Origin of the sequence: Methylocystis sp. (assembly GCF_051062815.1) — a bacterium.
Taxonomy (GTDB): domain Bacteria; phylum Pseudomonadota; class Alphaproteobacteria; order Rhizobiales; family Beijerinckiaceae; genus Methylocystis.
This window is the reverse complement of sequence record NZ_JBPFDU010000024.1, coordinates 1-20,378: the sequence shown is the minus strand read 5'-3', so window position 1 is coordinate 20,378 and position 20,378 is coordinate 1. Positions and strand designations below refer to the sequence as shown.

Annotated in this window: 15 protein-coding genes and 1 pseudogene; 10 read left to right on the top strand and 6 right to left on the bottom strand. The window is 57.8% G+C overall.

The genetic code is table 11. The features are described from left to right. The first annotated feature begins 10 nt into the window (after positions 1-10). The 3 genes from ACR65W_RS02530 to ACR65W_RS02520 are packed head-to-tail and all read left to right on the top strand — an operon-like array spanning position 11 to position 2,313. Complete coding sequence (locus ACR65W_RS02530; protein ID WP_434498146.1) at positions 11-1,162, top strand: dihydrolipoamide acetyltransferase family protein; 1,152 nt, start codon at positions 11-13, stop codon at positions 1,160-1,162. Continuing rightward, the gene (locus tag ACR65W_RS02525; protein ID WP_434498145.1) at positions 1,159-1,425 is read left to right on the top strand and encodes an acyl carrier protein; all 267 of its coding nucleotides are present in this window, start codon (positions 1,159-1,161) and stop codon (positions 1,423-1,425) included. The genes ACR65W_RS02530 and ACR65W_RS02525 overlap by 4 nt, the downstream gene beginning before the upstream one ends. 27 nt (positions 1,426-1,452) lie before the next feature. Further along, the gene (locus tag ACR65W_RS02520; RefSeq protein WP_434498144.1) at positions 1,453-2,313 is read left to right on the top strand and encodes an ROK family protein; all 861 of its coding nucleotides are present in this window, start codon (positions 1,453-1,455) and stop codon (positions 2,311-2,313) included. On the opposite strand, the gene ACR65W_RS02515 is transcribed toward ACR65W_RS02520, so the two are convergent. Continuing rightward, complete coding sequence (locus ACR65W_RS02515; RefSeq protein WP_434498143.1) at positions 2,290-4,086, bottom strand: ABC transporter ATP-binding protein/permease; 1,797 nt, start codon at positions 4,084-4,086, stop codon at positions 2,290-2,292. The two genes, ACR65W_RS02520 and ACR65W_RS02515, sit on opposite strands and share 24 nt — an antisense overlap. Positions 4,087-4,259: 173 nt before the next feature. Here ACR65W_RS02515 and ACR65W_RS02510 point away from each other — a divergent pair, with 173 nt between their 5' ends. The 4 genes and pseudogenes from ACR65W_RS02510 (at position 4,260) to ACR65W_RS02495 (ending at position 11,565) form a co-directional block, all read left to right on the top strand. Then, positions 4,260-6,389, top strand: a complete 2,130-nt coding sequence (locus ACR65W_RS02510; protein WP_434498142.1) for a glycoside hydrolase family 3 N-terminal domain-containing protein — start codon at positions 4,260-4,262, stop codon at positions 6,387-6,389. An 18-nt stretch (positions 6,390-6,407) separates the two neighbouring features. After that, positions 6,408-7,994, top strand: coding sequence for an alpha-amylase family glycosyl hydrolase (locus ACR65W_RS02505; protein ID WP_434498141.1), 1,587 nt, complete (start codon positions 6,408-6,410; stop codon positions 7,992-7,994). A gap of 339 nt (positions 7,995-8,333) precedes the next feature. Continuing rightward, complete coding sequence (locus tag ACR65W_RS02500; RefSeq protein ID WP_434502247.1) at positions 8,334-10,283, top strand: acyltransferase family protein; 1,950 nt, start codon at positions 8,334-8,336, stop codon at positions 10,281-10,283. A gap of 165 nt (positions 10,284-10,448) precedes the next feature. Continuing rightward, positions 10,449-11,565: pseudogene (locus tag ACR65W_RS02495) on the top strand (ISAs1 family transposase). Between the two features lie 658 nt (positions 11,566-12,223). Here ACR65W_RS02495 and bcsS read toward each other — a convergent pair. Continuing rightward, on the bottom strand, positions 12,224-13,114 hold the full coding sequence (gene bcsS, locus ACR65W_RS02490) for a cellulose biosynthesis protein BcsS (RefSeq protein WP_434498139.1): 891 nt from the start codon (positions 13,112-13,114) through the stop codon (positions 12,224-12,226). 279 nt (positions 13,115-13,393) lie between these two features. Between bcsS and ACR65W_RS02485 the strand changes: the two genes are divergently transcribed. Next, the gene (locus tag ACR65W_RS02485) at positions 13,394-14,413 is read left to right on the top strand and encodes an AI-2E family transporter (RefSeq protein ID WP_434498138.1); all 1,020 of its coding nucleotides are present in this window, start codon (positions 13,394-13,396) and stop codon (positions 14,411-14,413) included. Positions 14,414-14,642: 229 nt separating this feature from the next. Here ACR65W_RS02485 and ACR65W_RS02480 read toward each other — a convergent pair whose 3' ends face one another. After that, positions 14,643-15,269: a patatin-like phospholipase family protein gene (locus ACR65W_RS02480; RefSeq protein WP_434498137.1), complete on the bottom strand. Its 627-nt coding sequence runs from the start codon at positions 15,267-15,269 to the stop codon at positions 14,643-14,645. Positions 15,270-15,640: 371 nt separating this feature from the next. On the opposite strand from ACR65W_RS02480, the gene ACR65W_RS02475 reads away from it, so the two are divergent. Then, a complete protein-coding gene (locus tag ACR65W_RS02475) occupies positions 15,641-17,224 on the top strand; it encodes an alpha/beta hydrolase (RefSeq protein WP_434498153.1) in 1,584 nt (527 codons plus the stop codon). 168 nt (positions 17,225-17,392) lie between these two features. Here ACR65W_RS02475 and ACR65W_RS02470 read toward each other — a convergent pair whose 3' ends face one another. Both ACR65W_RS02470 and ACR65W_RS02465 read right to left on the bottom strand, forming a co-directional pair. Then, positions 17,393-17,722: a hypothetical protein gene (locus ACR65W_RS02470; RefSeq protein WP_434498136.1), complete on the bottom strand. Its 330-nt coding sequence runs from the start codon at positions 17,720-17,722 to the stop codon at positions 17,393-17,395. Between the two features lie 148 nt (positions 17,723-17,870). After that, a complete protein-coding gene (locus tag ACR65W_RS02465) occupies positions 17,871-18,917 on the bottom strand; it encodes an AI-2E family transporter (protein ID WP_434498135.1) in 1,047 nt (348 codons plus the stop codon). A gap of 570 nt (positions 18,918-19,487) precedes the next feature. Between ACR65W_RS02465 and ACR65W_RS02460 the strand changes: the two genes are divergently transcribed. After that, the gene (locus ACR65W_RS02460) at positions 19,488-19,826 is read left to right on the top strand and encodes a GcrA family cell cycle regulator (protein WP_434498134.1); all 339 of its coding nucleotides are present in this window, start codon (positions 19,488-19,490) and stop codon (positions 19,824-19,826) included. Between the two features lie 87 nt (positions 19,827-19,913). Here the strand turns inward: ACR65W_RS02460 and ACR65W_RS02455 are convergent, their stop codons facing one another. Further along, the gene (locus ACR65W_RS02455; RefSeq protein WP_175095061.1) at positions 19,914-20,132 is read right to left on the bottom strand and encodes an alkylphosphonate utilization protein; all 219 of its coding nucleotides are present in this window, start codon (positions 20,130-20,132) and stop codon (positions 19,914-19,916) included. Positions 20,133-20,378 lie beyond the last annotated feature (246 nt).

Below are 20,378 nucleotides of genomic sequence, written 5' to 3'. Positions count from 1 at the left end.
CGCGTTTAAAATGCCAGCGCTCGGCGCCGACATGGAGGCCGGCACGCTCGTCGAGTGGCTCGTGAAGCCTGGCGATCGCGTCAAATCCGGGGAAGTCGTCGCGGTGGTCGAGACGCAAAAGGGCGCGATAGAGGTAGAAATTTTTCTGGAGGGCGTCGTCTCCAACATCCTCATTCCGGTCGGCGCGCGCGTTCCTGTCGGGACAGTTCTTGCGCAGATCGACGGCGCAGAGGGCGCCACGCCAGCGCCCGCCGCCGGATCTGTCGTCGCCGCGCCCCCGACCGGACCGCCGCGTGAGGCGCCGCCGCCAAGCGCCATCTTCGCGCCGCTCGGCGGAAGATTGAAGATCACGCCCGCCGCGCGGTGGCGCGCGGCGGCGCTAAATGTGGATATCGCAACCATCGTGAAAGGGAGCGGCGTCGAAGGTTCGATCCGGCTTGCCGATGTCGAGGCGGCCGTGGCCGCGCAAACTCGAGCGCCGGTAAAAAGAGGCCTCGATCTTTCCGAAATGCGTAAGGCGATCGCCGCCGCGATGAGCCGCTCGAAGCGGGAAATTCCTCACTATTACCTCACAGAAACGGTCGAATTGTGCGGCGCTTTGACCTGGATCGAGCGCTTCAACGCTGAGAAGACCCCCGTCGAACGCATTCTGCCCGCCGTGCTCTTTCTCAAGGCTGCGGCCTTGGCCTTGCGCGAGCAACCGCAGCTCAACGGCGCTTATGAAAATGGCGCCTTTATTCCTTCTTCGAGCATTCACGTCGGTTGGGCGATTTCTCTGCGGGGTGGCGGGCTGATCGCGCCGGCAATTCGGGACGCGGATAAGAAATCGCTCGCCGAATTGATGGGAGCCATGCGCGACCTCGTCGAACGCGCGCGGCGCGGGAATTTGCGCAGCTCCGAACTCACTTCACCCACTGTTACCGTCACGAGCGTCGGCGATCGCGGCGCGGAATCGGTGACCGGCATTATCTATCCTCCGCAGGTCGCGATCCTCGGATTTGGCCGTGTGGTCACGCGCCCATGGGTCGTCGATGGGCGCATCGAGACTCGTCCGCTCGTTACCGTCAGCCTCGCGGCGGATCATAGGGTCACCGACGGCCATATCGGCGGCCTGTATCTCGCCGCGGTCGGGCGTCTCTTACAGGAGCCGGATAAATTATGACGGACGCCGAAATCAGAGCGCTCATCCTGGAGCTCATTGGCGAAATCGCGCCCGAGGCCGATCTCACGTTGGCTCGCGATCAAGATGATTTACGTGAAGTATTCGATCTTGATTCGATGGATTTCGCCAATCTCGTCGTCGCCATGCATGATCGACTGGGAGTCAATATTCCCGAGGTCCACTACAATCAGCTCTTCACGCTGGAGGGTGCGATCGCCTATCTGCATGATACGCTCACGCAACCAAAACAAAACGATGGATAGCGCCCATCGTCAGGGATGTTTAGCAAGATGCATGTCGTCATCGATATTGGCGGAACGAAGACGCGGCTCGCAGGCGCTCATGATCTTGGTGCGTTCCTAGAACCCGTCATCGTCGATACGCGGCAGAATTACCGAGAAGCGCTCGACGCTCTGTACGCTGCAGCTGTAGGGGCGTCGACGGGCGCGTCGATCGACGGCGTGGCGATCGGCGTTCCAGGGGTGCTGTCGCGCGATAAGCGCGTTCTGGTTCACGCGCCCAATCTTCCAAAATGGAATGGAGCCAAAATCGCCGACGACATCGAATCCACTGTTGGCGCGCCCACCGTGTTGGAGAACGACGCCGCCCTTGTGGGGCTTGGCGAAGCGACCGATGGCGCGGGAAAGGGCTCGGCGATCCTCGCCTATGTCACGATCTCGACGGGCGTGAACGGCGCGCGCATCGTCGATGGCCAAATCGATCGCACAACCTATGGTTTCGAGATTGGCGAGCAATATGTCGACGATTCGGCGCGCACTTTCGAGGAGCTTGTCTCTGGCCGCGCGATCGCTGCGCGCTTCAACATTCCTCCGCGAGAGCTCGGCAAGAACCATCCCGTGTGGGATGAACTCGCTCGGCTCACCGCGCGGGCTCTGCACAATGCGATCGCGCATTGGTCGCCCGACCGCATCGTCATTGGCGGCTCGATGATGAACGAAGTTGGCATTCCGATCGATCGCATATGGACGCATCTGCAGGCGCTGCCGCGCAAGAATCCGGCGCTGCCTGAAATCGTACATGCGACGCTCGGCGACTTCGGCGGATTATGGGGCGGTCTTGCACGACTGCGTCTCGCGCGCGAGCAAATATCGCTCGCGCCGGCCGGCTCAATTGGCCAAGCGAGCGTTTGATGCGGCCGAACGTTCGGGCAGCCGTTGTCGCGCGTCCAGCGTCAAATGCAACACGCGGCCAAAGAACTTGTCCTGACTTTTTGGTCCGCTAACATAGATTAGCGCCGTTCCCGCCAGCTCTTGTCCGAAGACATCGAAAAGCGTTTGGCGTGCCTGGGGCGAGAGCGACTCGATCGCCTCGTCCACAACGACGAACCGCGGCTTGTGCAGCAGGACGCGTGCAAAGGCGAGTTGTTGCTGCTCGGGATCTGTCAGCTCTTTCTCCCATCGCGCCACCCGATCCAGCAGAAACGCGAAATGTCCCAAATCGAAACGCGTCAGCGCCGCGACATAGGCTTCCTCAGAGAAATCGCTCGATGGCGACGGGTAGGATATAATCGCGCGCAATGAAAGATCGGGTATGTAGGCGCGCTTCGGGACAAAGAGAACGCTTTCCGCCGACGGCAGACGAATGCGTCCGCTCCCGGATGTCCACAATCCCGCCATCGCCAGAAACAACCGCGTCTTGCCGGACCTCGGCTCGCCTACGATCAGCACATGTTCGCCGGGCGCAATCTCGACACGCGCTTCGCTTAAGCTCGTTAGTCCGGCGGGCGAAAGAATGCACAGTTCGTCGAGGACAAACCGATCGTCGGACGTCTCTTCGAATGTGATGCGGCGCGCGTCCAAGCCGGCCTTGTCGATGTCGATCAAGGCTTGCCGAAAACCGCCGACGCGATGCAGCGTCGCGCGCCAATCGGCGATCGTTCCGGCATTGTCGACGAACCAGCGCAGCGATTGCTGCACCTGAGTGAAAGCCCCCACCGCCATGAGCAAGCCGCCGAAGGTGAGACTTCCTGCAAAATAGGCGGGGGCGGCGACGATGATGGGCGCAACGATGGTGAACCAGCCATAGCCGGCGGTCACCCAAGTCAGATTGGTGGTTGCGGAGACAATTCGGCGCAACACGTCGAGAAGACGATCGAGCTCCCGGTGCAGACGATCTTCCTCCAGCTTCTCGCCGCGAGAAACCGCAATCGCTTCGCCGTGTTCATTGACATGCATCAGCGCAAAACGCATTTCGGATTCTCGCGCATAGCGTTGGGCGCCGAGCTCGACCAGCGGGCGCCCGACACGCCAGCTGGCGAAAGAAGCGACGCTTGCATAGAGGAGCGCACACCACACCATATAGCCCGGAATGACGATCTTTCTGTCGAATAGGCCGAATGCAACGCCTTCGGAGAGTCCCCACAGCACGCCGACGAAACTTAAGAGCAGCAAAGTTGCTTGCAGAAGGCCGATTCCTAAATCCGTTGAGACCTCGGCGAGCCGCTGCGCGTCCGCATGAATGCGCTGGTCTGGGTTGACGCCGATTTCGCCCAGACTCGCGATGCGGAAGCTGCGATGCGATTTCAGCCACTGAAAGAACAAATCCCGGGTCATCCCTTCGCGCAATTTCAGCTTGGCCGTCTGAGCCAGCCACGTCTGAGCGACGTTGAGAACCAGCAATGCGCCGGCGATATAGGCAAAAGCCCAAAGCTGCTCGATAACGGCGGAGAGCTCCTTTCGCGACAGCGCGTCGTAAAAAGGCTTATTCCATGCGTTTAGGCGAATCTGGCCATAGGCCGTCGCGCTGATGATCACGACGAGAGCGAAGCCCAGCCAATAGAGCGCGAATCTTTCGCGAGACACGCGAAGGGCGCCGAGGATCATCTTGAGATGCGGCCATAGGGTGACGGCCGTGGTCGTTCCCAGAGCCATTGCTTCCTGCTGCTGGTTGTCTTGATCAATCATCCTAAACGAACTCGCCCAAGCAATTTCACGGCGCCGTCTCCGACCGTTTCGCGCCGTCGGCGGCCGGATGATCTGTTATACATGCAGTTTAGAACGGATTGTTCCGCTAAGGCGAGGCCCAGGTCCGCGCCGAGACGGACGGTTGAAACGACGATAATTATGTGGGCGACGCCATGAGCCGGATTGAGTCCCTTCTGCGCGCCATGACGCTCGAGGAGAAGCTCGGCCAGCTCAACCTCGTCACGGCCGGGCAGGCTGCCACTGGCCCAATCGTCCCAGGCGAGACGACGCAAGACATTCGCGCCGGCCAGGTTGGCGGCGTCTTCAACCTTTGGGGGCGCGATGTCGTCGCGCGGACGCAGCGACTTGCGGTCGAGGAGACTCGATTGGGCGTGCCGCTGATTTTTGGCCTCGACATTCTCCATGGATATCGCACGATCTTTCCGGTTCCGCTTGCGGAAGTCGGCGCTTTTGATCCGCTCTTATGGGAGCGCACGGCCTGCGCTTCGGCGCTCGAGGCGACGTGCGAGGGCATACATCTAACCTTCGCGCCGATGCTCGACGTCTCGCGCGATCCGCGCTGGGGCCGGATTGCGGAGGGACCGGGCGAAGACCCCTTTGTCGGATCGAAATTCGCACAGGCGAAAATTCGAGGCTTCCAGGGCGAGCGCCTGAGCGATCGAGGCGTGCTCGCAGCGACCGCCAAGCATTTCTGCGCGGGCGGCGCCGCCACGGCAGGACGCGACTATGCGGCTGTCGATGTCTCGGAGCGCATGCTGCACGAAGTCTATCTGCCGCCGTTTCGCGCCGCCGTCGAAGCAGGATGTGCGGCGATCATGTCCGCCTTCAACAATGTCAACGGCGTTCCGATGACGTCGCACGGCAAGCTGTTGAACGGATATTTGCGGCGTAAACTCGATTTCGACGGCGTCATCATGAGCGATTACACGGCGGTCACGGAGCTCGTCGAGCATGGCGTCGCCGCCGATCTTGTCGAAGCGGCGGCCCTTGCGCTCACTGCCGGCGTCGACATGGATATGGTGAGCGGCGCCTATTTGCGCTGCCTGCCGGAGGCGCTGGCGCGCGGCCTGGTGGCCGAAGCCGACATTGACGCAGCCGTCGCGCGCGTCTTGCGGCTAAAAGAGCGGCTTCGACTATTCGACGATCCCTATCGGTTCGCGGCGCCCGCTGAAGGCGTTCAGGAGGCGCATCGGCAGCTGGCGCTGGACGCCGCCCGGCGCGCGATCACGCTGCTGTCCAATCGGGGCATTTTGCCGCTTGCCGCGGATGTGCGCCGCATCGCCGTCATTGGACCCCTTGCGGATGCGCGCGCCGACATGCTTGGTCCCTGGTCGGCGGCCGGGGCGGCAGAAAATTGCGCTACGATTCCCGAAGGGCTCAAGGCCGCCTTGCCGGCTTGCGACCTTATTCACTGCACGGGCGTCTCGATAGAGGGCGACGACGAGAGGGGTATTGAACTCGCTTGCACCCTCGCGAGAAGCGCCGATGTCGTCGTGCTCTGCTTGGGAGAATCCGCCGGCATGAGCGGCGAAGCGGCCTGTCGCGCGACGCCTGGCTTGCCTGGAAAGCAACGCCAGCTCGCGGAAAGCATAATGGCGACCGGCGCGCCGGCGGTCGCACTTCTTTCTTGCGGACGCCCATTGACCGCGCCTTGGCTTTTCGAACAGGCGCAGGCCGTGCTCGCCACATGGTTCCTTGGCGATATGGCGGGCCATGCCATCGCCGATGTGCTGACGGGCCTCTTCAACCCTTGCGCGCGGCTTGCTGTCACTTGGCCGCGCGATGTCGGGCAGGTTCCGATTTTCTATGCGTCGCGATCGACGGGGCGCCCGCCGGACGCGAACAATTTCTACAGCAGCAAATATCTCGATTGTCCTGTTGAGCCACAATTTCCTTTCGGCCACGGACTTTCCTTTGCGCGCGTGACCTTGACGAATCTTCGCATCAATCGGCTTGAGTTCACGCTCGGCGATGAGGTCGAGGCGCGCGTCGATGCGCGCAATGAAAGCGAGGTTGCGACGGAAGAGACGATCTTTCTCTTCCTTCATGACGTCACGGCGCGTGTCGCGCGCCCGCTGATGGAGTTGAAAGCCTGGGCCAAGGTCGCCTTGGCGCCCGGTAAAAGCAAGACGGTTGCTTTCACGCTGACCACAGAAAGCTTCTCCTTTCCAGGCGACGATATGGAGCCCATGTTCGAGCCCGGCGCTTTCGACATTCTGGTCGGCCTCAGCGCGGACCGGAAAAATTTGCTGACCGCAAGCTTGCGCATGATTTCGACTTAACGCGCGTTGGAGGCGCACATGCCGCACTCCTGGTGGCGAACAGGAACGGTCTATCAAATCTATCCGCGCTCCTTTCAGGACTCGGACGGCGACGGCGTCGGCGATCTTGAGGGCGTGCGGCGCCGGCTCGACTATCTCGTCTGGCTCGGCGTCGACGCGATCTGGCTCTCGCCCTTCTATCCTTCGCCGATGCATGACTTCGGCTATGACGTCTCCGACTATTGCGACGTCGATCCGCTCTTTGGCTCGCTTGCGCGTTTCGACGCGCTTGTCGAGGAGGCGCATGCAAAAGGACTGAAAATCATTATCGATTTCGTTCCAAACCATACGTCCAATGCGCATCCTTGGTTTCTCGCGAGCAAGAGCGCGCGTAGCGATCCCAAGCGCGACTGGTATCTCTGGCGCGATCCCGCGCCGGACGGCAGGCCGCCGAACAATTGGTTCAGCCATTTCGGCGGCGGCGCCTGGAGCTGGGATGAGCAAACGCAACAATATTATCTGCACTCATTCTTGCCAGAGCAACCCGATCTCAATTGGCGCAATTCGCAAGTCCGCGCGGCAATGCATGACGTGCTGCGTTTTTGGCTGCGGCGCGGCGTCGACGGATTTCGCGTCGATGTGATCTCGCATATCGTCAAGGACGCCGCCTTCCGGGACAATCCGGCCAATCCGGGTTGGACCGGAGAAGGGCCCGACATCGTTCGTCTCGCCCAGACCTATTCCTCGGACCAATCCGAAGTACATGACGTCATCGCCGAGATGCGACGGGTGGTCGATGAGTTTGACGATCGCCTGCTGATCGGCGAAATCTATCTGCCGATCGAGAGGGTCGTCGCCTATTACGGCAAAGAGCTGCAAGGCGTCCATCTGCCGTTCAATTTCCAGCTTCTAGATGCGCGCTGGAACGCTGCGGAAATCGGTCGATTGATCGAGAAATATGAAGCGGCGCTGCCGGAGGGCGCCTGGCCGAACTGGGTGCTCAGCAATCACGATAGGCCGCGCATTGCGGCGCGCGTCGGCTCGGCGCAGGCGCGGATCGCCACGATGCTGCTCCTGACGCTTCGCTGCACGCCGACGCTCTATTACGGCGATGAAATCGGGATCGGGCGTGTCGATATTCCGCCGGATCGCATTCAAGACCCTTGGACGAAGCGTGAGCCCGGCCTTGGCGTCGGCCGCGATCCGTCGCGAACGCCCATGCAATGGGACGCGAGCGCATTCGCGGGATTTTCGACGCGCGAGCCATGGCTGCCGTTAACGCCTGACCACGAGACCCGCAATGTTGCAGTCATGTGCGGAGATGATTCATCGGTCCTCGCCTTGACGCGGAAGCTGCTCCATTACAGGCGCGAACATCCCGCGCTCAACAAGGGCGAATGGCGTCTCTTGTCCTGCCGCGACGATATTCTTGCCTATGAGCGCGTTTCCGGCGAAGACCGTGCCTTCGTCGCGCTCAATTTCTGCGGCGAAACGAGAAGTTGGATGCCTCCCGCGACCGCAGGCGCCACAATCGTGCTCTCGACCCATGGCGACCGCCGCGCTGAAGCCGTCGGAACGGTACTATGCCTTCGCGGCGATGAGGGCGTCCTCCTCTCCTCACCATGAACCGAATTGACCCGCGGTCCGCGACAGCCTCGCCGGCGATCAGGTTGTAAATGATGACCGGGATGCTTCCGCGCGCCAAAAACGGTCGGGAATCATCGGCGCTTCCTTTCGGAAGCTGTGAATCACAACGTCGCGCCCAAGCCAACAACTTTATGGGTCCGAGCCCTAGTAAAAGTCACAACGATGAATGCCTTTCTACCCCGACTCTTTTGTCGTATCTTGATTCGTGTTTTTGCACACACCCGTCGACGCGAACACTCTTAAGCAAAACCGAGGACAAAGCGGACTCAAAAGAGTCCAAATCTACATCGAACCGTCCCGTAAGCCTGCAAGAAGATAATGATGGACACAATGATGTATCGAACTGATATCGATGGGCTTCGCTCAATAGCAATTCTGACAGTATTAGCCTTTCATGCATTTCCAGGCAAATTTAAAGGCGGATTTGTAGGCGTCGATATTTTTTTCGTTATTTCCGGTTTTCTTATATCTCGGATTATTTTTTCTGATTTAGAAAATAAGAACTTTTGTGTAAAAGATTTTTATATTCGTAGAGCACGCAGGATTTTTCCTGCTCTTATAATCGTGCTGCTTAGCGTTTTATTATTGGGGAGACATGCGTTATTTTTGGACGAATATCGCGCATTAGGCTTTCACGCTGCCGCGGGGTCAGCTTTCGTAATGAATTTCGTTTTAAACATGGAGCAAGGGTATTTTGATACGTTTTCCGAACTCAAACCACTTCTGCATCTATGGAGCCTAGCTATTGAGGAACAATTTTACATTTTCTGGCCAATTTTAATTTGGTTTTTGTGGACAAAACTCCATCGTAAATTTCTTATTACAACAATTATAATAGGTGTCACTTCCTTTGCCTTGAATCTATACACCGTCAGGGTGGACTCTGCTGCTGCTTACTATCTTCCCTTTGGACGCTTCTGGGAGTTAATGATAGGCAGTATACTTGCATATTTTTTTGTGTATTTGGCGCATTTGATTGAGTTAAAATACAAGCAAATATGTTCTTTTATTGGCCTTAGCTTAATCGCCGTCGGTCTAATTTTAATAGACCGACAGAAATCATTTCCAGGTTACTGGGCCTTGCTACCAAGCATGGGGGCTTTTTTTATAATTCTCAGCGGCCCCGAGAGTCTGATTAGTAAATTGCTATCTAATCGCGCTCTAGTCGGAATAGGGTTGATAAGTTATCCTTTGTACTTATGGCATTGGCCTGTCTTTGCATTCGCTAAAATGACTATAGTAGGCTTCGACTCAGTCGTAGTCAAATTACTTTTAATTCTCATTTCTTTCCTTTTAGCGTGGATCACTTATCGCTTCATAGAAACTCCAATAAGAAAGCGACCGGCAAACTTACGGGAGAGCGCTTTAATCGCGATATGTTTGGCTTTTGTCGGCATTCTAGGACTTCTAATCAGTCACGACAATCAATTTGCTACACTATTGAACAGCCATATTCTACCTGAGAAGCAATCGGCTTCTGTTTTGTCCCAATCAGCTTGTGAGAAATTTTCTATAAAAGAAGGTGGTGAATGGGATTTGCATTGTAGGGCTTTAATAAATGGCGACAGAGAGACATTTATCTTTTACGGTGACAGCCACGCTGCGGCTGGCTACGACGGCTTGGCAGAGGAATTTTCAGCATACGGGTTTAATAGTGTGATGCTCGCTAGTTGGGGGTGCCCAATGCTAATTGGTTTGTCACGCGCCGCTATAGAGGAACACCAAGCAGAATGTGAAAGAAACACGACATATGCGAAGGAGGCGATGGATAAGATTTTTGCATCTGGAATAAAAGTTGTCGGCGTGGCAATTGCAACTCGCGGTCCGCTATATATGTCAGGCAAAAATTATACATCTAACGGCGGCGTCTTTGAAAGAGTTAGCGTGGGTAAAGATGCATTTCGTTCGTCACTTCAAGAAACTATTAGTTATTTAGGAAAGAAAAATGTCAATATCTTCTATATAACTGAAAACCCGGAACTTGGATTTAATCCACGGAATTGTTCAAGACCTTTAAAATTTGAGCTTTTGCAATGCGCCTTAAAGAAGTCAGAAGTATTACTCTGGCAAAAGGACTATTTGGATGCTTTGATGACTGTAAGTGGGGCGGGAATAATAAATTCCATCGAATATTTCTGCCCAGACCAGATTTGTTATTTTGAAGATGATAAAAAACATTTGATGTATCGAGATAGCGACCATTTAAATAGTTATGGAGGTGCTTGGGCAGCAAAATTTGTTTTGTCGCGTGTGCAGATGAAAAGATAGCACGAGTCTTTGTTTGGGATGTAATGATGATGTCGACAGGCACCCCCCTACCCCAGGGCTGTTCAACGCTCTGTGCTTTGGTTTGACCGAGAGGGATGATTTTTTGCTTTTCAGGTGTGGAAGTGTCTGAATCTATGGGGAGCAACCCGAATCGGAGGTTGCCCTATGACGACGATCGATCTTGCATCCTGCCTTGCCGCCATCCCGGATCGGCGGCGCGCCGAAGGAAAGATTTGCGGCCAGGTCGGCGTCATTCTGTTTTCGATCATCGCGGTGCTGAGCGGCGCTCGGTCGTATCGCCAAATCCATGCCCTGATCCGCGCGAGGCTTTGCGTGCTCAATGCGGCTTTTCCGGACGCTGCGCTGCGACGAGCGCCAGCTTACACCTCCGTGCGCGGAATCCTGCGCCAACTCGATCCGAACGAACTCGAGCAGGCGTTTCGTCGTCATGCGGAAAGTCTCGACGTTTCCTGCGCCGCCGCGCCGTCCCGCTTCATCGCCATCGACGGAAAGACGTTGCGGCAAAGCTTCGACGCTTTCGCCGACCGCAAGGCCGCACATGTGCTCAGCGCCTTCGCCGTCGACCATCGGATCATTCTCGCGCATGAAGTGATCGACGAGAAATCGAACGAGATCCCCGCCGCGCAGGCGCTGATCGCCGCCATGGGCCTGAGCGACCGCGTCTTCACGCTCGACGCCATACACTGCCAAAAAAACCTTCGAGATCGCGCGCGGGACCGGCAATGAACTGATCGTTCAAGTCAAAGCTAATCAGCCAGGTTTGTTGCAACGCTGCGAGCACATCGCCGCGACGGCGGCTCCAATCGCCGTCGACGACAGCCGCAATCTGGCGCGAAATCGCCAGGAAGACCGGCGTGTCGAGGTCTATGCTCCCGGCGCCGCCCTCGATGACGACGAATGGGCGCCGCTGATCGCTGCAATCGTGCGCGTCACGCTATTTAAATTGATCCGTTCCGCCGCCACAGGACTCTGGAAACGGCGGGAAGAAACCGCGTTTTATGCGTCGTCCGTCATGTTGCCCGCGGAAATCTTCGCGAGCGCCATCCGCGGTCATTGGGCTGTGGAGAACGAGAACCATTGGGTTCGCGACGTGACCCTTGCTGAAGACGCCAGCCGCATCCGCGTCAATCCAGGCATCATGGCGCGCCTGCGTTCGCAGGCCCTCAACATCGCCAGGGCAAACGGCGTCGCCAACATCGCCCAAGCACTTTGGAGCGGCGCACTCGATCCCGCCGTCACCCTCTCATACCGCGGCCTGTAAACAGCGATGAACAGCCCTGGCCTTGACCCTGGGTTAGCCTCTGCGCGGCGACTTAGTCAGGCAATGCGCTGATCCACCGACCTACTATGCCGTGCGTTCAGCCGAGATACTTAGGACATCGTGTACATAGCTCCTTGAGCCGAATACCTTCGCCCTAATATTATTCGCTGCTTCGCTGACACATTTTTGAAAGTATGAACTCGCGACCCCTTCGTAATTCTTGTTGAGCAAATCAAGCACGCACCGCTCGCAACTCAATAGATACGTCAAGGCTAGCGATGGAATGGAATCAATACTCTGTAGATCGGCAACTTCATGCAATTCTTGTTCGAACAATCCGCGAGCAATCCCTGGCAATGCTTCTGCAACGGATGGCTTGAAGCGTTCCCGGAGCTTTCTCGCCGCGTCCTCAAAATGCTCGACGGCTTCGTGATTTGACAGAGGTGGGGTGGACTTGGACCCATAATGACGGACCCCGATGGGGGATGATGCAATCCGGAGCTTGAAACAATTACCCAGAAAAATGTTTCTAGCTCATGAGGAACGAGGACACAAGCTTAATTGAAATGGGACCGTTTGATAAGGTGGACGCCTTCTGGTCGCTAACCACCTCCCCATGGAATCTGATATCGGCGCGTTCAATGCACAAAAAGCCATTTTAAAATCTGACGCTTGTCTCAAGAATCGTATAGCCTCCCTGACCGCTATACTGATCACGTACATAGCCGCCTGCGACACTCGCATAGAACGGTCCGATCTCCATGAGCGTGATATGCGCTCCAAACATGGGCTGAAGGTCGCCCTTATAAGAATTTAACGCCGCGTGCGGTCCAAAGAATAATTTTCCCTTCAACAAAACTGGGAGCGAGTCATTGAATGGAAACAACACTCCCGGCTTTACTTCAAAATACCCCCATCGGAATGCTGTCGTGTAGATAGCTGACGCGAAGAGCATCAGATGATCATTCGGCGTGGCCCTGAACTCCAGACTTCCTAAAACGCCAAACGCGGTTCCCGCGAGAGCGCTTACGGCATCCGGCGGAATGCGTAGTGCGGAACTCCACATATTCGCGCCGAGATAACCTTCAGTGGTCATCCCCACCCCGACAAAGCCGCTCACCTCCCAAGTCTTATTGATCAGCGCGTACCCGATCTGCGCGCCGACAAAACCATCGGACCCGTAGTATTTGCCTACCGTGCCGATATGGGGAAGCGCGATGTCATCCACCTCCATTGCAGAGGCTATGACATTCTCTGCATCGCTCCCCTTCACATCAGAAGCATAGCCCCCGAAACCGCCTGTTGCTCGAAGCCGCCAGCCCGACTCTTCAAGCGATGACTCGATCGCAGCCGTTGCAGTGAGCCACTCGTACCATGATCTTCGAGTCGTAGCCCATGACCAAGAGTAGAACTCAACGCTGGGTGATCGCCTCAGGGGCTGGGCGATCGCACTTTTCGTAGTTTCTTGCTCAGCGAGGTTCGAAACATCTACCGCTTTCGGCGACATCAATAGTGAACAGATTGCTGCAACGCCGCTCGCGCAATTCATTCTTGGGCTCCCGGGCTTACGCTAAGCCTCGATCCGGGGATTTTCCGGGCAGTTTTTAAAGACGAGGGATATTTTCAGTTTGAGTGCTTTTTTCGCCACACATATGCGTCGCGGCAGCTCCTCTCCAACGCGATCGCGGGCAACCGCGTCGCCCTCGTATTCCGCCGCGCGCTCCAGTCGGTCTTGGCTCATCAGCGGACGCCAGACTCTTTCTCTAACCCGCGCGGTCGCTTATGATCTGTATTCCAGCAGAGCGGGTCCGAGATGAGGATCAATTTCTTGACCAAGAGCATCGATCAGAACGACTTTGCCTCTCGAACCGCCGTGGTGGCTATGATCGCGGCGACGACCATAGCGGTTGCATCCGTCCTTTGGCAGCTAACGGACCTTCTCCCAGCGGTTTTCGCGACGATTCTCATCGCGCTCGCTTGGCGTGGCGTCGCCGGGCGGGTCTCCAGGCTTCTTGGCCTGTCGCAGGGCATGTCGCTCGCGTTGGTCGCGCTCGGCTCGCTCGTTGCGGTCGTCGTGGCGTTGATGCTGTTCGGCGGTCAGCTCGTGCGTCAATATGATGAGGTCGCTCTCGACATTCCCGCTGCGATCGCCATGCTCGAGCGCTTGGTGGAAGAGCACCCGTGGGGACGTTTCGTCGAAAAATTTGTGGTTCACGTCGACTTTTCCAAAATGACGACCCCGGTCGCCCAACATTTCGGCGCTCTCCTCGGTTCTGTCGGCAGTGGCCTCGGCTATGGCATTTTCACTATCATAGGCGCCGCATATCTCGCCGCCGATCCAGGGAGGTACGCCGCTGGCGTACTCGCCTTGACGCCTGCGTCGCGGCGTACCGACATGGCGCTGTTTTTGGACCGATCCGGCGCCGTCTTGCGGCAGTGGCTTTTCATCCAACTCTATGTCGTCGCCATGAACGCGCTTTTCGCAGGGGCGGCCCTCTGGGCCTTCGGGGTTCCAGCGCCGCTGGCGCTCGCGACAATCAGCGGCGCGCTGGCGTTCGTTCCCTATTTCGGCTCGATCATCGCGATGATTATCGGGGTGCTGGTCGCGTTGCCGCACGGGCCGGACAACGCCGCCCTTGCGGCGCTTGCGATCGGATCCGCGAGTTTCGTCGAAGGCTATCTGATCACGCCCTATCTACAGAGCCGTTCACTTATGGTGCCGCCGGTCGTGCTGCTATTCTGCATGCTTGCCTTCGCCTCGCTCTTCGGGACGATGGGCGTGGTGTTGGCGGTGCCCGCGACGGTCGTTCTGTCCGTCGCCTATGGCGTGTTCGCCGAAAATCGATAGAAGGACGGGGTTTTCGACTTCTGATACTGGATACGTTCATGCGTCGGGCGCGGCGGTTATAACGAGCTAAGACGTGGACTTGGTATTTCGTAGCCGGATGCAAATGGCGACGGAATTTTTCAGAGCCCTGAGGGCGCTCTGCTGTCTTCCCGTCTTTGCTGAGGCGGCAATGAGCGATCTGCGCACGGACAGCCAAAGAGCAACCCCGACGCCAGCAACGCGCATCGCGTCAAACCCGCTCCAGTAGCTCGTCAAGGTCGAGAGTCGAGCCGACTCCGATGTCGCGCTCATGCCGATCAAGGAAATCTTGCGCCGATCGGCGACCTTCGTCGCGCAGCATGCAAAGAAAATCCCATTCGGCGATAAGCTTCGAAGACGCGCTCAGCTCCGTCATCATCTGTGTCGAGATCCGATGCATGCGCATGCCACGCGAAAGCCGCTCGAAATCGACGGTTTCGGCGAGAATCTCCCGCAGCGGATTGACGCCCTTCGGATTGAGGTCATAGGGCGAAAATAGGCGCGACATGATATCGGTCGCGACAAAGATAGGGGAAGCATCCAGCGTCCAGCGCCCCATCAGGACGTCGACAAGATTGCGCTGCAATGGGCTGAGCCGCGCCGCCTGCGAAACACGCCGCCAGAAAAGTTCGAGCGCCGCGCGCGCGCCGTCCGCCCCGCCATCAACATGGCCACTGATTAGCGCCGCCGCATTCATAGCTCCAGCGGACGTTCCCGAGATGCCCTCGATCTGGAGCCACGGCTCCTCCAGCAGACGGTCGAGAACGCCCCACGTATAGGCGCCATGCGCGCCGCCGCCCTGTAAGGCGAGATCCACGAGAATCACGTTGCGCGTCATATCCGCGGGCCTCCGCCTCTGCGTCAGTCAGACCGAGCAAGTCTGGATCCACCCAAACCCGCCCTGCGCTTCATTCGGTAGCGCTGTCCAGATCGTCCGATCGATTTATCCGCTGGGTTCCGGTTGAAATAAATTATAGTCTGTGTGCGGAGCCTCGATTGGGCAAGCAGCTTTTGCGCTGAGTCGACTGTTTCAATAGGGCGCGCTCGCAAATACAGCACTTGCCGCCTTTTGCGAGCGTAACCGCATATTGGGGCGCGGCGCATTGACTCGCGTCTCATCGACTCGGCTCACCTGCAGCGCGGCGTTTTGATGCGGAAGCCAGTTAAGAGATTCGCGGCGCGCCGATCGAAGCCTAACGGGGGTGGATGATGCTGGGCATGGCGCTGAAAATGGTCAAATGGTTTTTGGCGTTGCTAAGCCTTTTCGTCTTTACGTTTTTCGCGGTGCGAATATACAACTCTCAGCGCGGGCTGCCGCTTGATGTCTGGCATACTTACGTGCCGCAAGAGTTGAGCACGACAGAAATCGACGCCGCCGATTGGGAGGCCTATCTCGAGGCGGAGGCGAAAATATTCGCTTCCCTGCGCACCAACGTCAGCCAGCAGTTGACGCCAGAGGAACAAGTTCCCTTCAACCGCTATTTCGAGGGCAGTCCGGTCTACCCGGGACATTTTGCGCGGGATTGGAACCGGTCTTATCTGCTCGAACCCGCAGGACCGCCGATCGGCGCCGTCGTTCTCCTGCATGGATTGACAGACTCGCCATACAGTTTGCGCCATATTGCATCCCGCTACCGCGATCGCGGCTTCGCGGTGGTCGCGATCAGGCTGCCTGCGCATGGCACGGTGCCCGCGGCTTTGACCAAAGTGGAGTGGGAGACATGGCTGGCCGCGACTCGTCTTGCCGTGAGAGAAGCGCGGCGGCGCGCGCCTGAGCCGGCGCCTCTGCATGTCGTCGGGTTCTCGAACGGCGGATCGCTCGCGGTGAAATATACGCTCGACGCCATCGAGGATAAGCATCTTGCTCGGGTCGACCGTCTGATCCTGATTTCGCCGATGGTCGGAATTACGAGGTTCGCGCGTTTTGCCGGCCTGGCGGGATTGCCGGCGATGTTGCCCGCCTTCGCCAAGGCGGCTTGGCTCAGCGTGCTGCCTGAGTTCAATCCATTTAAATATAATTCCTTTCCCGTGAATGGCGCGCGCCAATCCTATCGCCTCACGGATGCGCTTGGATCGCAGATGTCGCTGGCGCGTCGAGAGGGTCGACTGACCGCGCTGCCGCCAGTCCTGACATTCCAATCGGTCATGGATTTCACTGTCAGCACACAGGCCGTGCTTTCCGGGCTTTATGACCACGTGCCCGCGAACGGAAGCGAACTCGTCCTGTTCGACCTCAATCGCAACGTCAAATTCGGTCCGCTGCTGCGCTCCTCGGCGGAGTCCGCGCTCTCCCGCATCGTGCCGCCTCGCGTCAGGGATTACCGTCTAACGGTTGTGACGAACGCCGGCGAAGGAACCGAGGACGCGGTCGAACGCGTCGTGGAGGCCGGCGCCACGGCCGAGCGGACGCAAGCGCTGGGGCTACAGTATCCGAAGGGCGTGTTTTCGCTCTCGCATGTCGCATTGCCCTTCCCGCTCAGCGACTCCCTCTATGGCCTGACGCCGGATGAAACAGAGAACTTTGGCGTCCACTTGGGCTCGCTGGCGCCCCGCGGCGAGCGCGGGACGCTGATCGTCAGCCTCGACGCCCTGCTGCGCATGTCCTCGAACCCATTCTTTTCCTACATGGCGCAGCGCATCGAGGAGCATCTTCCGGCCCGGCCAGACGGCGACGCAACTGAGCACGGCGGAGAGCGCGTCCAATCGCCGCCCGGTCGCCTTCCCAGCGCAGCACCCGACACTCCGGCGGCCGCCAGCGGCGACCGGCCCGCAAAAAAGCGGTCGCGTCGTTGACGCAACGGCGACCGCTCGACTGCGTCAGGAAGAGCGATGAGCCAATCAACGCGCCATCACAAAGGCACAAGTTGAAGATCCCACGGCTTCGAGGCTGAAAAAGCGCTCCTCAATGCGCGAGCGTCTTCGGGACGCGTCGTTGCGGCCGCGAACCCGTCAAGCGAAATCCTAGGACCGCTTCCTGCGCTTCATGAATAAACGCGCCAGAAGGCCGGCGAGATAGCCGCCGATCGTGATCGCGAAATAGACGACGATCACGAAGGCCCAGCGGTCGCTCGCAGAGGCCACTCTGCGGAAGATATCCGTTAGGTAAGTGAGATCGATGAACCTGTTCGCGAACAGCCCGCAAGCCACGGCGAGCATTGGCGCGATCCACCACGGAGCCCTGAAATAGCCAAGGAGAATGGCGAGCAAAAATACGATCAAACCGAAGATGTGCAAAAACTCTATAAAAATCGCTTGGGAAAGCAAGCCCATGAATCGGATCAGCCAAAGCATCTGACGCCCCTTAGCGCGACCTCAGTTTATCTTATCCGAATTCGGCCGCAGCAGCCATCTCGTTCCAGGCGCGCGCGGTCGAACCCTACAGCGCGTCAACGCGGCGGGCGAGAGAGCTTTCAAGCGAAGCGCCAAAGCCCCGCGCCGCTCAGGCCGCTTGCCGGGTCGAAGCCCCGCGCCGCCCACCGGACAAGATCTCGGCCACCCATCGGGTCGACGGGAATTGTTCGAAAATCGTCAGCGCCGCAATCGAAAGCGGGACGCCGAGAAACGCCCCAAGCGCGCCCCATAGGAAAGTCCACAGAACAATCGAAAAAAGCACGATCGGAGGGGAGATCGAGAGAGCCGATCCCGAAAACACCGGCTCCAGATAGCTCCCAATGATGAACTGGATGACCGACACGCCCAAAAAAACGAGCAAGGGCGCTTCAAAGGTTCCGAACTGAACGAAGGCGAAAAGCGGCAGAAGCGCCGTGACGATGAAGGAGCCGATGTAGGGCAGGTAGTTTAGCGCAAAGGCCAGCACGCCCCATGCGCCGGCCATCTCCAGATTCATGAATTGAGCAAATCCCCATACCGCGAGACCTGTCGCGATGCTGGCGATCGTCCGCACGAACACATAGGTGCGAAATTTTTTGCCGATCTTCCTGCCGCTTTCAAGCAGGCGCCGGCTTGTCTCCTGATTTTCCAGCGCTGCAATTCGGGACTGAAAGGCGTCGGTTTCCGCTAGTCCCAAAATCACATAGACGAGCACGATGACCGCGAAGGCGAGAACTGTGTTCACTCTCACGGCAAGTAAGTGAAGAAGCCTGATAAGCGACGCGGTGTTGAAATGTTCCGCAAAGAGCGTGAAGACGAAAATGTCATGCTCTTCGAGCCATGATGTCGATGTCATCGCCGTTTCCTGGATGCGGTCGAGATTCTGTCTGACCCATTCCAGCACCTCATGGCCGCCCCAAGCGATCAGAGAAAAGAGCGCCAGGATCATGGCGGCGGTCATCGCGACCGTCACGCTCAGAGCGATGGCCTTCCCCAATCTCGCCTGTATGGCCTTCTGCAGGGGCCAAGCAATTGCGATAATGAAGGCGGCAAAGGCCACGGGCTCAAGGACCGCCTGCCCGAGCTTGCAGGCGGCGAGGACGATAAAGAGGATCACGGTAACGGAAGTCACGCTCGTGATGCGACTTTTTTCCATAGTGCTCCTCTTGCCATCAGGCGCGTGGTCGGTCGTCAAAGATAATAAGACGGCGAGCGGCGTGATTTATTTGAGGCGCGGTGATCTGACGGTTAAGTTTATGAGACGGTCAGTTGGCGTTGCAAGCGGCCATTTGGATGGCGCGCGATTGATCGCTGCATTCAGAGCCGGAGCCGTTCGCGATCACCCGAGCGGGGGTGGGAAAAAGCTGGGGGTCATCCGGGTCGTGTAAGCTCGATTTTTCTGAGCGAGGAGGCAGGCCTGTGACGGGAATTATCGAGATGAAGATATTTGCCGAATTCATTATTGAATTTGTGTTTCGCCTCCATGGCTTGTCTTACAATAGGTCTCGGTCGAGCGGCGCTTGATGCGATCTTTGCACGCTCGGTCAACGGAAATTGGACAACCAGGGGCGGGCGTGTGATGGTCGGCGCCTGCACGCCGGCACGTCACGCTCTCCGCCACTCCCGATAGGGGACAGCGCACTATTCATGATCTTTTGCCGGCCGCGCCGCGCTCGCGCGCCGCATCGATATTATTCTCTAACCACGAAAGGGCTACGAAACCGAAATGACCAAGCTGAAGAAGGAGACTAACCAGCCCGGGCCTGCCAATTCGATCGAAAAGCAAGACTCCCACCGCCAACACATTTGCAATCAAAGGCAAAGCGGGAATTTAAGGCCATTGGTCGCATCGGTTCCTATTCAGTTCATGCAGATTCGAAATGGAAGGTGCCGCTGGCCTATCGGCGATCCGCACCATTTCGACTCGTTCCGGTTCTGTGGCTGCGCGTGCGCACCAGAGGCCGTTTATTGCGATACACACAAGGATATGGCTTTTGCTCCGAACCGGGCGAGGACGTTCATCCCAGGAAGGGCCGTTCCACTGCCAGCGACAAAGGTTTCTTGATGAAGAAACGGACTTCTTGCTAGGTCGCTTGGCGCGCAGGTCGAGAATTTCGATGGGTCCGCTCGTCCTGCGCCCATTCGATGGCGGCTAGGCTTTCCTGACGAACTCCGTCCGCAGCACGAGCCCCTTTACTTTCTCAGCGCGGCAATCGATCTCAGCCGGATCATCCGTGAGCCGGATATTTTTGATCAAGGCGCCGCGTTTCAGGACGACGGACGAGCCCTTAACCTTCAAGTCCTTTATCAAGGTCACGGAATCGCCGTCCTTGAGTTCTGCGCCATTGCTGTCTTTCACAACTACCGTCATCAGGCACTCCGAGCATTCCATAGCTGATCATGCGCATCGTTATATTCGCCGAGGAGCCCGTTTGCATATCCCAGGCGATCATTCGCTCATTCGGAGGCCAATCGGCCATCCGCCTCGGGGCTCCGTCCGGTCTGGCCGACGCCTTATTCCGCTTCTTCGTCTGGATCAAGACGTCCAGAACTTCTCCTTCCGCCAAGATGGCGCGCGATGCCGGCGACCATTTTCGAAGGCGGATCTGCCGAAGAA

Coding starts and splice junctions, on each gene's coding strand:
- ACR65W_RS02510 (WP_434498142.1), top strand. CDS start 4,260: ATGAGCCGGATTGAGTCCCTTCTGCGCGCCATGACGCTCGAGGAGAAG.
- ACR65W_RS02500 (WP_434502247.1), top strand. CDS start 8,334: ATGATGGACACAATGATGTATCGAACTGATATCGATGGGCTTCGCTCA.
- ACR65W_RS02475 (WP_434498153.1), top strand. CDS start 15,641: ATGCTGGGCATGGCGCTGAAAATGGTCAAATGGTTTTTGGCGTTGCTA.
- ACR65W_RS02525 (WP_434498145.1), top strand. CDS start 1,159: ATGACGGACGCCGAAATCAGAGCGCTCATCCTGGAGCTCATTGGCGAA.
- ACR65W_RS02505 (WP_434498141.1), top strand. CDS start 6,408: ATGCCGCACTCCTGGTGGCGAACAGGAACGGTCTATCAAATCTATCCG.
- ACR65W_RS02455 (WP_175095061.1), bottom strand. CDS start 20,132: ATGACGGTAGTTGTGAAAGACAGCAATGGCGCAGAACTCAAGGACGGC.
- ACR65W_RS02480 (WP_434498137.1), bottom strand. CDS start 15,269: ATGACGCGCAACGTGATTCTCGTGGATCTCGCCTTACAGGGCGGCGGC.
- ACR65W_RS02470 (WP_434498136.1), bottom strand. CDS start 17,722: ATGCTTTGGCTGATCCGATTCATGGGCTTGCTTTCCCAAGCGATTTTT.
- ACR65W_RS02460 (WP_434498134.1), top strand. CDS start 19,488: ATGACCAAGCTGAAGAAGGAGACTAACCAGCCCGGGCCTGCCAATTCG.
- ACR65W_RS02530 (WP_434498146.1), top strand. CDS start 11: ATGCCAGCGCTCGGCGCCGACATGGAGGCCGGCACGCTCGTCGAGTGG.
- ACR65W_RS02520 (WP_434498144.1), top strand. CDS start 1,453: ATGCATGTCGTCATCGATATTGGCGGAACGAAGACGCGGCTCGCAGGC.
- ACR65W_RS02515 (WP_434498143.1), bottom strand. CDS start 4,086: ATGATTGATCAAGACAACCAGCAGCAGGAAGCAATGGCTCTGGGAACG.
- bcsS (WP_434498139.1), bottom strand. CDS start 13,114: ATGAATTGCGCGAGCGGCGTTGCAGCAATCTGTTCACTATTGATGTCG.
- ACR65W_RS02465 (WP_434498135.1), bottom strand. CDS start 18,917: ATGGAAAAAAGTCGCATCACGAGCGTGACTTCCGTTACCGTGATCCTC.